This window comes from Pedobacter superstes, from assembly GCF_037622515.1.
In the GTDB taxonomy this organism is placed as follows: Bacteria; Bacteroidota; Bacteroidia; order Sphingobacteriales; family Sphingobacteriaceae; genus Paradesertivirga; species Paradesertivirga superstes.
The window spans coordinates 25,934-39,303 of sequence record NZ_JBBJCN010000003.1 but is presented as its reverse complement, the minus strand read 5'-3'; the positions used below and the strand labels follow the sequence as shown (position 1 = coordinate 39,303).

The following is a 13,370-nucleotide window of genomic DNA, read 5'->3' as shown; positions in this document are numbered from 1 at the left end:
TTAGGAACTATACATATAACTGATTATAACCATGACGAAACAAGAATTCATTTCACTTTATGAAAAGTGCAGTTCCGGCCATTGTACCAGGGAAGAAGAATTGCTTCTTGAAAACTATCAGGATACTTTTTCATTAGTAAACAAGTGGGATGAGAGCGAGTTGGGAAATGAAGAGGAAATTAAGAGTGAAATCTACACCCGCTTAATTAAAAGCATTAAGAACTCTTCTCCTGTCAAAATTTACCCCTGGCTAAGATGGGTTGCAGCAGCTTGTGTTGTTTTTTGTATGCTTGGTGGCTTGTACTATTTCAACAGTATTTCAGGTGATACTAAAAATAGAGTAGTGATTAAACCTAAGCCTGTCCCGATCCTTCCGGGATCAAACAAGGCGATACTTATTTTATCGGACGGATCGCAGGTGGATCTGGGAGCTTCTAAAAATGGCCTTGTTGCACAGCAAGGACCTTCCGCGATATCTAAGGAAAATGGCAGAATTGTCTATAATTCCAATAATGCAAGTGCCGCCACCCATTTAAATACCATTTATATACCACGTGGAGGTGAATACGAATTAGTATTGCCAGATGGTTCAAAAGTGTGGCTTAATTCAGACAGTAAGTTAACGTTTCCGGTTGTATTTAGCGGTAAGGACAGAACAGTAGAGCTTGAAGGTGAAGCATATTTTGAAGTTGCGAAAAATAAGAAAAAGCCATTCAGAGTATCTGCTAATGGTACAGAAGTTAAGGTGCTCGGTACTAGCTTTAACGTTAAAGCATACCATAATGAAGAACATGTCAGCACTACCTTACTTGAGGGAAGTGTAACTGTCGCGAATTCTAAGCAGAGTAAAATGCTTGTTCCGGGTCAGCAGTCAATCAGCTATAAAGGAAGATCAGAGATTGACATCGCGCAAATTAATGCAGAAGAGGCTATTGCATGGAAAAGTGGCTATTTCATTTTTGATAACCAGGATATCAAGAGCATTATGACGATTATCAGTCGTTGGTACGACGTAGAGGTAGAATATAATCTTAGCAGTAACGATGACAGGTTTGTTGGAACATTCTCCCGTTCTGTAAACCTCTCTGAAATTCTTAAAAATTTCGAGTTGCTGGGAAAAGTTCATTTCACTGTTAAAGGAAGGAGGGTTATCGTATCAAATTGATTACCTAGAAATGTTAATTTAAGTGATACAGAATAGAAAAGAGCCCTACTTAAAATAAACCAACCGGGAATGCTACCAACACTCCCGGAAGTTCAGCTATTAGCTGTTCAGGTTTTAAATCATTGCAACTAACAATAGACTAATTAAACCTACATCCAAATGTATAAAAAAATACCTGGATTGACTAGCCCGTTTATGCCAGTCATACCGAACCATTATATTCTGAAAATGAAACTAACCCTAGTTTTAATCGCACTTACTTTCATGCAGATTCGAGCTGCAACCTTTGCTCAGAATGTAAGTGTTTCTGCAAAAAACGCCCCTTTAAAACAGGTGCTGGCTCAGATCAGAAAACAAACCGGATATGATTTCCTGTACAATAATATTTCTTTTAAACAGCTTCCGTCAGTAAGCATAGAGGTTAAAAATCAAGATTTGCTTGAAGTGCTCGATAATATTTTTCAAGGGCAACCTGTACGTTACGTTATCAATAATAAAACAATATTAATTTCAAAGAAGCCGGAAATTGCCACAAATGTGCGGGAGGATGTAACTATAACCGGCATTGTTACTGACGAAAAAGCTGAGCCGTTGCCTGGAGTAACAGTTAAACTAAAGGGAAGCTTTTTAAATGCTGTAACCGATAATAACGGTAAGTTCAGTCTTAAAATCTCTGAACCCAAGGGTGTGCTGGTTTTTTCATTTATCGGATTTATGACGCTGGAATATCCGATTTCAAACCAAAGAAATATCAATATAGTGTTGAAGGAATCGGTATCAGACTTAAGTGAAGTTGTTGTTGTCGGATACGGAACAGTTAAGCGCTCTGATCTTACTGGCTCTGTGGTATCTGTCAAGCAATCTCAAATTACTTCTACCCCCGTTACAAACGTTCTTGAGACACTGCAGGGAAAGGTCGCAGGTATGGACCTTACAAGAAGCAGTGGCGAGACAGGGGCAGGAATGAATTTTACAATCAGAGGTAACCGCTCTTTAAACGCGTCAAATAGTCCGCTGGTTATCGTTGATGGTATTCAGTATGGATCATATATTGACATCAACCCTAATGATATTGAGTCAATAGAAGTGCTAAAAGATGCTTCGTCAACAGCTATTTATGGATCCAGAGGGGCTAACGGCATTATCTTGATTACCACCAAAGCCGGCAAGAACGGAAAAACTAAAGTTGAGTTTAATAATTATTACGGTTTAAATACTCTTTCCGATTATCCCTATGCTTCCAATACCAGCCAATATGTAGCTATAACACGTGAGGCGCACAGGGCTCTGGCTGAAAATACCAATAAACCTGTACCAGGTGATGCTACCATTTTTGGGGCAAAGCTCGATAACATCAACAAGGGTATCGATACAGATTGGGCAGACATTCTGTTGCATGACGGCTCAGTTTGGAGCAATCATATAGCTGTTTCAGCAGGTAATGAAAAAACAAGGTTCAGGCTATCCTCTGAATATTTCAAAGAAAAGGGTTTATTAAAACATGATGAGCTGAACCGATTTGTTCAACATCTTAATCTAGATCATCAAATTACTAAAGCCTTAAAAATAGGCACGATTCTTAATTTCAACTCATCAAAGCAGGAAAGGAGAAATACAAGTTTCTGGACGGTTTCAAAGGCTCTGCCAATCGGCTTGCCGTACAACGAGGATGGCTCGATCAACAAATATCCCTGGCCAGCTAATCTTGATATAAATCCGTTAATGGACGAAAGCACCGATAACTATTCAAATAATACTACCAGCTCGAGAGTTTTTATGGTAGGTTTTGCTGAATGGAATGTATTGAAAAAGCTTTCTTTCAGGTCAAATTTTGGAGTAGATCTAAACAATTCACAACAAGGGATTTTCGAAGGTAATAACACAAGCCTGGCTGGTGGAAATGGGGGGTTTTCAAGGTCGCTTATAAACGACAATAAAGGCAGAAGCTGGACCTGGGAGAACGTAATGAATTACAATTTCGATCTAAAGAAGCATGCTTTAAATCTAATGCTTGGAAACAGTATGATAAGTAACCGCTCTGTTTCTTTCGGAGGAGAAGGGAAAGATCAGCCGTATTCAACCGCGCTTTTCTACAATCTGGGGGCTAACGCCCGTGATGTTGTTACAAGAAGCAATCTGGTTGAAAGCTCACTTAACTCATTTTTCGGCCGGCTAAACTATAAGTTTAATGACAAATACCTGTTAACTGCTTCACTGCGTGCTGATGGTGCCTCAGTTTTAGCCGAGGGTAATAAGTGGGCGTACTTTCCATCTGTTGCCCTGGCCTGGCGCATCAAGCAAGAATCTTTTTTGTCTGGATTTGAGGCCCTGTCTGATCTGAAGTTTAGAACCAGTTATGGAATTTCGGGTAACAGCGCAATTCAACCCTATCAAACCAATGGAGGCTTGAACAGGATTGCGTTCTCTTTTGACGAAACCGCCGCCTTCGGGTATCTTCCAAAGCAAGTTGCAAATAAGGAGCTGGGTTGGGAAAAGACTGCTACTTTAAACGGCGGACTTGATTTTGGCTTTTTCAATAACAGGCTCACCGGATCTGTAGATATTTATAAAACGAAAACAAACGATTTGTTAATGGAAAGAATTCTTCCTTCGTTAACTGGATTTAATTCGATCATCGCAAATGTTGGAAAGACCGAGACTAACGGGATTGATGTGGTTCTATCCGGAACTATCATGTCGCGCAAAAGCTTTAGCTGGTCTACTGATGTAAATTTTGCAACGTTCAAAGAAAAAATTGTTGCTCTAAGTGTAGGTGGTAACGATGTATCGAAGGGATGGTTTGTCGGAAGTCCGATCAATATCTTGTATGATTATGAGAAAACAGGTATCTGGCAAACTAGTGAAAAGGCCGATGCCGCCAAATTTGGAAAAGTTCCTGGCGAAATTAAGGTGCGAGACCAAAACAACGACGGTAAGATAACCGCAACTGATGATCGAATTATTTTAGGACAAAGATCTCCTGAATGGACTGCCGGGATGACTAATAATTTCGGTTACAAAAACTTCGCATTATCAGTGCTGATCTATGCGCGAGTAGGTCAAATGATAAATAGTGATTACTTAGGGTCTTATTATACTGGTGGAATATTCAATACATCTCAGGTTGATTACTGGACCCCGGAAAACCCGACAAATGCGTATCCAAGACCTTGGGTAGGACATGATGATCAGTATCTGTCTACTCTACGATATATTGATGGATCATTTCTTAAAATAAAGGATGTAAGACTGAGCTACAAACTGCCGAAAACGATGTTCAGCAAGTTTCCGGTCAACGGCCAGTTATACCTCACGGCAAAAAATTATTTCACATTTAGCAAGATGGACAATTATGATCCTGAGCGAGGTGGCTCTGCCGACTTCCCGTTGACCAGACAACTCGTATTCGGAATTAATTTAGGATTATAGTGTTTCACCTCAACAATAAGACAAATGGAAAATTTCATCAAAAATTTTAGATATAAACTACTGCTTCTTTGTTCGCTGGTTCTCTTCTCTTGCAACGATTTTCTGGAAGAAACTAACAGTAGCAACGTCACTGCAGATGTATTTTACAAAACGCCGGAAGGCATGGAAAGCCTGGTTAACGGCTGTTATGCTCCAACCAGGATATGGTATGGTAAGATGATCGGCTACTTACTAACAGAAGCAGGTACAGACGAAATTTTAAGAGGAGGCTGGGGAGGCGGCTACACTCAGTATCACGAGTATACGAAAAGTTTGCAAGGAGCTGACCCGGGGTTTATTCATGCCTGGAAAGGGTTTTACAAAGGTATAAATGCCTGTAATGCAGCAATCAGCAGATTGCCAGAGTCGCCATTGTCTCCCAACATCAAGACATTGCGTGAAGGAGAAGTTAGGTTTTTACGAGCTTTTTACTATTATCATCTGGTAGAAACTTTCGGCTCTATACCATTGCGAACCAAGGAAACTGAAGGGCCTGAAACTACCTCTACCAGGTCATCTGTGGATGAAATCTACAAGTTGATTTTCGCGGACCTTGATGTGGCCAAAACTAATCTAAAAGGAGTTGTTACCCCGCAGGGCGGCAGGATTACCCTTCCGGCCGTTGATGCATTTCTGGCACGTCTGTACTTAACAAGAGGCATGAATGCAGAGGCTCTGGCATCTGCGAATAGCGTAATCAATAACTATGGTTTTTCTCTGATGACCAACTATGCTGACTTATGGAAAATGGCTAACAGCAACGGCAATACTAATAAGGAGGTTGTTTGGTACGTAAATTACTCATCTAGTGCCTTATTAAATGACTATGGAAGAGTTGATGATCTGGGTTATTTCTATCTTTGGGAAGGTGGACATCACGGACACGCTGTTTTCTGTATGATGAATTTCGGTTCTCCCGGCTTTGACTGGGATATTGAAAACGGACGTCCTCTTAATCAGTTTTTACCATCCAGATATCTGCTAAGTCTTTATGACGAAACCAAAGATTCCCGCTACTCCGGAACTTTCAGAACGGCATGGTGGGCTAATGAGCCAAAATCTTTACCGGCAGGAATTAAAATAGGAGATACAATTCTTTTCGCAACAAAGAATGTTGTGTCACCGGCAGTAAGACAGACAAAGAAATATATGATTTACGATATAAACGATGTCTACGAAGCCGATGGTCGGGTTAAAGGTGACCGGAGTCGCTATGTTCAATTAAATAAGTTTGCCGATCCAACCAGAGCAGACAGAGGTGAGCATATGAGTAAACGTGATGCTTTCGTGTTCCGATTGGCAGAGATGTACCTAATTGCGGCTGAAGCAAGCATGAAATTAAACAATAACGCGGCCGCTGCTGACTTCGTAAATGCATTAAGACAAAGAGCGGCATTGCCTGGCAAGTACCAGGATTTTAAAGTGGCTGCAGGCGATATTACACTCGATTTTATTTTGGATGAAAGAGCAAGAGAACTGGCAGGAGAACAGCTTCGGTGGTTTGACCTTAAAAGAACGGGCAAATTAGTTGAGCGCCTTAATAAATATAACCCAGAGGCTGCTGCAACAGTAAAGTCTTATCACAATTTAAGGCCGATACCTCAGGTTGAAATTGACGTGATCCAGAATAAAAGCGAGTTTACTCAGAATCCCGGATATAACTAAATAATGGATAAGAAGGCTGCGATGCGCAGTCTTCTTATCCTTGTGTTTAAAGGCATACTATGAAATTAAAAATATTACTTCTTAATCTTTCTATTTTAGGGCTAACTGCCGATGCTTTTTCCCAGTTGGAAAGTAAATTTCCTAAAGACACTTCCTATAATGTTGCGCGGGTCTATAGTCAGGTGAAAAAGCAGTTCCCTTATATCAGTCCTGCTATTGACTCAGTTCCGGATAATGTTAAAGCTTACCGTAATCTTGTTTATGCTGTTTTGCCTCAAACGCCGTACGGAAAACGCGAGCTACATCTAGATTTATTTCAGCCAAGAAAGAGCGGAAAATATCCCGCATTAATTATGATCCATGGAGGAGGCTGGCGTTCGGGCGAAAAATCAATGCAGGTGCCAATGGCACAAATGATTGCCGCCAAAGGGTTTGTTACTATACCGGTAGAATATCAGCTTTCTCTTGAAGCAAAATATCCTGCTGCGGTTCATAACATTAAGGCTGCGATACGTTGGATCAGAGCAAATGCTTCAACATATAATATTGATTCGGACAAAATAGCGATATCAGGATGTTCGGCGGGAGGTCAATTGGCCGCACTTGTCGCTGCTACCAACGGTATTAAATATTTTGAAGGAAACATGGGAAACGAAATTCATTCTAGTTCTGTTCAGGCCGCTATTGACATAGATGGCGTCATAAATTTTTTGGCTCCGGCATCTCTTAATTTAGAGCGGGCAAAGAACTCGCCTGATGTTGAGTGGTTGGGCGGCTCCTATGTTGAGAAACCAGCAATCTGGAAAGAAGCTTCACCGGCATATTGGGCAAATGAAAAAATGGTTCCTATGCTCTTCCTGAATAGTGGGTTTTCGAGATTCCATGCAGGTCAGGACGAGTTATGCGGGCAGCTTAAAGAATGGGGAGTTTATAATGAGGTTTATAAATTCAACGTTAAAGTTCATCCATTTTGGTTATTTCATCCATGGGTCGATGAATCAGTACAATATATGGGGGATTTTTTGAATAAAATTTTTGTCGCTAACCCAGCTAATTAGAATAATCCACCGGACATTACCACGTGATTGATATTCGTGTACTCTATTATTAATGGGTTTGTCATATGCTTATAAATGACAGACTCGGTGAATATGGGAAGTGCGTGTTGGGCAGTAGATAGATAGAACTATTTTCTGAGGGTCGCTGGTTCGAGCCCAGTTTATAATAAGAAATTAATGCAATATGGGAGGCGATCATGTGAGCTATACGAAATCAAATTTTAAACCTTTTCGGTCAAATTTTGACCCAGATTCAACACTATTTTGGTTAACTTTGTATTACGATGAGATTCGATTGTTAGTCTTAGCGACCCATCGTTATAACCAAATTATTAACCTTGCCGGAACCAATTGCCGGCTCTATAAATTAACTTTATGAAAAAAGCGTTACTTTTTTTCCATGCCGCTTTTGATGTGGCCTTTGGCTATCACCTTAAAAAGCGAATGGGTCGGCGGAGTTAATAATCAATCCGAATTGTTACCCTATCTACGCATACATTACTTATGAACGCGGAGCTCTGACCCAAGGCAGCTGCCAGACCTTTTTTATAAACCTTTTATAAACCTAAGTTAATTATGAATTTCTTTACTCAACTGTTATTAGACGCCAGGCACTGGCGACAAATAATCCAACTTTCTAATCGGCGCATTTTCCTCGGTGTCGTTTTGGTTCTCATCACGGCCTCGCAAATCTTTGCGCAACAGACAGATAAGACGGTAAATGGTACCGTTCGTGACGATAGCGGACAAACCTTGCCGGGCGTTAACATAATCATTAAGGGTACATCGAAGGGAACTGTCACAGATATACAGGGCCGTTATGCTATAAAAGTTAACAACACCGAGGGCACTCTCGTGTTTTCTTTTATAGGATACGCCACCAGCGAAGTTAAAATCAGTAATCGTACAACTATTGATGTCACGATGAAGGATAGTCAGAATAGTTTAAACGAGGTAGTTATTATCGGCTATGGCGCTGTGAAAAGACGGGATCTGACTGGCTCAGTAGCATCGGTTAGTGGTCAGGATATCGCTGCTACCCCGGTTCCCAATATTGCGCAAGCCATGCAAGGAAAATTACCCGGAGTAAAAGTCACTGCGCAAGACGGCCGGCCTGGTGCAGATATTGCCATTCGTATTCGTGGTGGAGGCTCAATATCACAAACCAACCAGCCTTTAATTCTTATCGATGGAATTCCGGGCAATTTGGCAGATGTTTCCGGTGATCAGATTGAAAGCGTTGATGTATTGAAGGATGCATCATCTACTGCTATTTATGGAGCCAGGGGGGCTAATGGCGTCGTTCTTGTTACTACTAAAGGAGCAAAAGCCGGAAAAACAACCGTTAGTTATACCAGCTATGTGAAGTTTAATACACCAACTAATTACCTCGAATCTCTGAATCCATATGATTATCTAAAATATGTGTGGGCCAACGCGGCAGCTAATGGCGTTGCTTATCAAACGCCTTTTGAGAAATATTATGGCCTCGGGGCCAATGCGGGTACAAATACAGGGGGCATTGAAAGTTACCGAAACTTAGCCTCAGACGACATTCAAAGAGAAGTATATAATGAGTCTACATCCATGAATCACGCATTAACCTTAACGGGCGGGACAGACAAAACAAAAATACTGTTTTCGGCTAGCTATACCGATGATCAGGGAATGAAGATAAACTCCTATTACAAACGTGCAAATGCAGCATTTAAGCTTAGTCAAAAAATCTTTGAAAACCTAAGCTTTGATTTGAATACCCGTTATACACGTACCCCTACACTTGGAGATGAGGGAACAACCAGCGGTGCCGGATCTTTGCTATCTACTTCTTATCGTTTCCGTCCGATTGCAACAGCTCACGTTTTAGGAGATCTCAATGCGGTTAGGACAGGTAATATAGAACAGTACGGAAAAAGTTCGATGTGGGATACTTACAGTCCTGTTGCTCGTATCGGAGACTATGAACCATATAATAAAAATCAAAATGCGGTGGCGATAACGTCTTTGAATTGGGGGATTATTAAAGGATTAACATATCATACTGATTTTAGTTTAAGCGGCACCTGGGGTCAAAGACAATACTGGTCAGGAGCTGTTTATAATAATTATATCGAAGATGCAACCAGTAGAAAACTTCATGCTGGTGCAGCAGACTATCGCAAAACTGATAGTTGGAATACACGGTGGACAAATACATTAAACTATGAGTTTAACATTAATGAATCGAATAAGTTAAATTTATTAGCAGGCCAGGAAGTTGCCAATTCAGGAGGAACTAACCTTTCTGTACAGGCAAACCGTTTCCCGGCAAACTTTGATAAAGAAACCGCTTTTGCCCAAATCAACCAATATGATGCAACAGTTGGTTCGGCATTGTTTTCTTCTTCGGTTGATTTCCCTAACCGTATGCAATCCTTCTTTGGACGGGCAAATTACTCCTTACTTGACCGTTATCTATTTACGCTGACATTTCGTGCAGACGCTTCCTCTACATTTGCTCCTAATAATAAATGGGGATATTTCCCGGCTGCAGCTTTCGCATGGAGAGTATCAGACGAACCTTTTATGCAGAATATTACCTGGTTAGACAATTTAAAGCTTAGGGTGTCTTATGGCGAAGCGGGTAATGATAGAATTGATCCTAGCTCATGGACCCAAACCTGGGGCTCTGTAACAGATCAAAGATTTCAATATGCTGTTAACCACCAACGTCAGTCGGCATATCTGGTAAGGGACAGGCTAGCCAATCCTGATTTGAAATGGGAAACAACTATTACCCGTAATATCGGGACCGATTTTGGTTTGTTAGGAAATCGATTGTCGGGTACTGTTGACCTATATTGGAATTCTACCAAGGATTTGTTAACAGATATCCCGATTCCCGGAATCACCGGCTTTGTTGGTACTACTAAAAATGTCGGTCAAACCAGCAACAAAGGGGTCGAACTTTCTCTTACAGGAACAGTTTTAAAAACCAATGATTGGAGGGTTAGTGCCGGGGGTAATATTAATTTTAACAAAAGTAATATCGATAACCTCGCTCCTAATATAACGGGGCTTTATGGAACAAATTGGAATAGTGCCGGAACATACCCGGTTTCTGATTATATCCTGATGCAGGACAATCCGGTTGGCCTAGTTAGGGGCTTGATTTATGAGCGATTTTATACCCCCGAGGATTTTACTTACAACAATGGCTTATACACACTCAAGAGTGGGGTGGCCGACCTTGGTAATTTTATGGGCATTGTTCATGGACTGAGTGCCGCCAATCGCCCTGCCGGACAAACTGCATATCCAGGACTTCCGAAATTTCAAGATCTGGATAATAGTGGCAAGATTGACGATAAGGATATTGCTGTGATTGGGAAAATGGCCCCGCTTCACACTGGTGGTTTAAATTTTGATGTAGGGTATAAAAACTTCGATTTAGGGATAAATTTCAACTGGAGTTATGGCAATGATGTTTATAATGTAACTAAACTGGCGACATTATTCGGACCGAAAGAAGCGGGTGTTTATGAAAATAAGCTCGCGATTTTGAACGATGCCTATAAAATTTACGATGTTGTCAATGGACAGCTTGTGAGGCTAAATACCCCTGAGCAGCTAAATGCAGCCAATGTTAAGGCAACTTTACCCCTGGCATACAGTGAAGGCGGTCCTACCTCAAGTCTGGGGATTGAAGATGGTTCATTCCTTCGCTTAAACACACTTACTTTAGGATACAGCCTTCCCAAATCGCTCCTGTCAAAAGTTAAGCTGAGTAAACTATATCTATACGGCAGTATTTATAATTTACTCACCATAACCGGTTATAGCGGACTCGATCCGGAAGTAAGCTCTAATGAGAATTTCAATACCCAAAAATTTCCCACTATCGGGATGGATTTCGGAGCTTACCCCCGAGCCCGGTCTTTTGTTTTTGGGCTGAATCTTAATTTTTAAATTTTAAAACAGAAAAAATGAAAAGTTTAAAATATTTAATAGCAATTGCGGTGTGTATCACGTTTACACAATGTAAGGAAGATTTCCTGGATGCGAAAAGTCCCTCGGCTGTGGACGATGAGTTTGTTACTTCCACACCTGCTGAAACGTACAAAATACTGTCATGGTGTTATGCAAATTATCGTCAAAATAGTGTGATGGGAACATACAGGTGGAATGATCCTATTGGATCGGATGCAGAGTTGTACCCGGAGGATAATTCAAGCAATAATCTGAATGCCATTTTACGCCCGGATCTTTTACCAATTGATGCGGTTGCAGGTGGGTTCAACGGGCTTTATGCCTCGCTTAAAAGTGCAGCTAAGGTAGCTGAACTGATTGCCGAAAAAGCGCCTTTTAAGGAGGATGTTGCTGCAGGAAGAACTTCCGATTGGACCCATCTATATGGAGAAGCACTTACAATGAGAGCGTTTTGTTATTTCGAGTTGGTTAAACATTTCGGTGATGTTCCCTATGGTTATGAAAATAAAGCTGTTGACGACTATTCCTTATCATCACGTTTTGTTATTTATGACAATCTAATTGAGGATCTTAAAAAAGCAGAGCCACTCATGTACAAAATCGGAGAAGGAGGGATTAATGCCGAACGTTTTTCCAAAACGTTTTGCAATGCTTTGATAGGGCAAATCGCGCTTGCTTCCGGTGGATACCAAACAATACGAACCGATGTACCTGATTTATACGGAAGTTTAACTTTTATTAAAAAAGGAAATGAAGCCAGCAAATGTGTATATGCCCGCCGTTCAGATTATCTGAACTATTACCAGATCGCTAAAACATATTTTCAGAAGGCTATTGATAATAAGGGAACGGCAGGATTAATTACTTCGGATAACAGAAGTGTTGCCAATAATCCGTTTCAACGCCATTTCCAATATTTTCACGACTTACAGGTGAGTCCGGAATCTATATTTGAACTTGGCAATATACAAGGTGGGCAGACATTGACCACAAGCGAATATAGTTATGCCTTTGGCAGGCCATCAGATGGTGGTAGTAACAACGCAGCTCCTACCAAAGTTTTCGCAGCCCTTCGTATTATGCCTACCGTTTATTACGGCGAATACAGCAATGCTGATAAACGGAGAGATGTTAGTGTTGCCGTTACCGGCAGTAACGGAGATGGTAATGAGAAGATGATTTCTTTTATTCCCGGAAATAAAATTACCGGTGGAATATCAACGAATAAATGGGACGATAATCGTATGAATCCTCCTTTCGTTGCATCTCAAAGAAATTCTGGTATGAATTGGCCTATGTTGAGAATGGCAGATGTTATTTTAATGCTTGCGGAAGTTAAAGCTGAACTGGGCGAAAGTGACGCTATTGATTTGGTTAATCAAATTCGTCAAAGGGCTTTTGGCAATTCAGCAAATAACCTGGGTGCTTTAGCGGGTCAGGCATTAAAAGACGCTGTTCTGCAGGAGCGTAAATTGGAACTTCTTGGCGAAGGAACACGCCGTTGGGACATGATACGCTCAGGGAATTTCTCTGAACGGGCTATAGCCATTCAGCAGGAAATGACGACAATGATCAGCAATATCAGAACTCAGGGCTACCACCGCTTTGCGAATGGTAATGAAATACCTGCTTATGTTTGGACCAGAATGGTTAATTTACCTAATCCTTTAACCTACGATGCGGATATTACCAACCCGGCTCTTTATCCGGGATGGAGAGGGCAATACAATTATAGCACTCTTGCCGCTGTAAGCAGTAAGGTAGTTGGAACCAATCATAACGTAGCAATACAAGGTTTGTTCCGCTATATCGCTCCGGGCAGTGCAGAAGCTGTTTTATTGCAAAGTCAGGGATATGTTAGAACTAACTGGGGAATTGATATCGTTAGTTTTGAGGCCGCTTATAAAAGAAATACGCTTTCCGGAATAACATCAGCCGGTGATCCGCCGAGATATTATTGGCCTCTCCCTTCTGAAACTATCAGACAATCGAAAGGAAAAGTTACCAATGGTTATGGCTTGGCACAGCCATAAAAACCAAATAAT

At 41.1% G+C, this 13,370-nt stretch carries 6 protein-coding genes; all 6 read left to right on the top strand.

Annotation, left to right across the window (positions count from 1 at the left end; all coding sequences use genetic code 11):
• Positions 1–31 precede the first annotated feature (31 nt).
• Positions 32–1,165 (top strand): FecR family protein, encoded by a 1,134-nt coding sequence (locus WG906_RS09140; RefSeq protein ID WP_339992282.1) that lies wholly within the window; start codon positions 32–34, stop codon positions 1,163–1,165.
• A 228-nt stretch (positions 1,166–1,393) separates the two neighbouring features.
• Positions 1,394–4,594 carry a TonB-dependent receptor gene (locus tag WG906_RS09135; RefSeq protein WP_339992281.1) on the top strand — a complete coding sequence of 1,067 codons (3,201 nt, stop codon included), beginning with the start codon at positions 1,394–1,396 and terminating at the stop codon, positions 4,592–4,594.
• Positions 4,595–4,618: 24 nt separating this feature from the next.
• Positions 4,619–6,298 carry a RagB/SusD family nutrient uptake outer membrane protein gene (locus tag WG906_RS09130; RefSeq protein WP_339992280.1) on the top strand — a complete coding sequence of 560 codons (1,680 nt, stop codon included), beginning with the start codon at positions 4,619–4,621 and terminating at the stop codon, positions 6,296–6,298.
• Positions 6,299–6,357: 59 nt separating this feature from the next.
• On the top strand, positions 6,358–7,356 hold the full coding sequence (locus WG906_RS09125) for an alpha/beta hydrolase fold domain-containing protein (RefSeq protein ID WP_339992279.1): 999 nt from the start codon (positions 6,358–6,360) through the stop codon (positions 7,354–7,356).
• A 576-nt stretch (positions 7,357–7,932) separates the two neighbouring features.
• Positions 7,933–11,304, top strand: coding sequence for a SusC/RagA family TonB-linked outer membrane protein (locus tag WG906_RS09120; RefSeq protein WP_339992278.1), 3,372 nt, complete (start codon positions 7,933–7,935; stop codon positions 11,302–11,304).
• Positions 11,305–11,321: 17 nt separating this feature from the next.
• Entirely contained in the window at positions 11,322–13,358 is a 2,037-nt protein-coding gene (locus WG906_RS09115) for a RagB/SusD family nutrient uptake outer membrane protein (RefSeq protein WP_339992277.1), read from the top strand.
• Positions 13,359–13,370 lie beyond the last annotated feature (12 nt).

Excerpts from the sequence above, each read along its gene's own strand:
- WG906_RS09125 (WP_339992279.1), top strand. The coding sequence starts at position 6,358 with ATGAAATTAAAAATATTACTTCTTAATCTTTCTATTTTAGGGCTAACT.
- WG906_RS09120 (WP_339992278.1), top strand. The coding sequence starts at position 7,933 with ATGAATTTCTTTACTCAACTGTTATTAGACGCCAGGCACTGGCGACAA.
- WG906_RS09135 (WP_339992281.1), top strand. The coding sequence starts at position 1,394 with ATGAAACTAACCCTAGTTTTAATCGCACTTACTTTCATGCAGATTCGA.
- WG906_RS09130 (WP_339992280.1), top strand. The coding sequence starts at position 4,619 with ATGGAAAATTTCATCAAAAATTTTAGATATAAACTACTGCTTCTTTGT.
- WG906_RS09115 (WP_339992277.1), top strand. The coding sequence starts at position 11,322 with ATGAAAAGTTTAAAATATTTAATAGCAATTGCGGTGTGTATCACGTTT.
- WG906_RS09140 (WP_339992282.1), top strand. The coding sequence starts at position 32 with ATGACGAAACAAGAATTCATTTCACTTTATGAAAAGTGCAGTTCCGGC.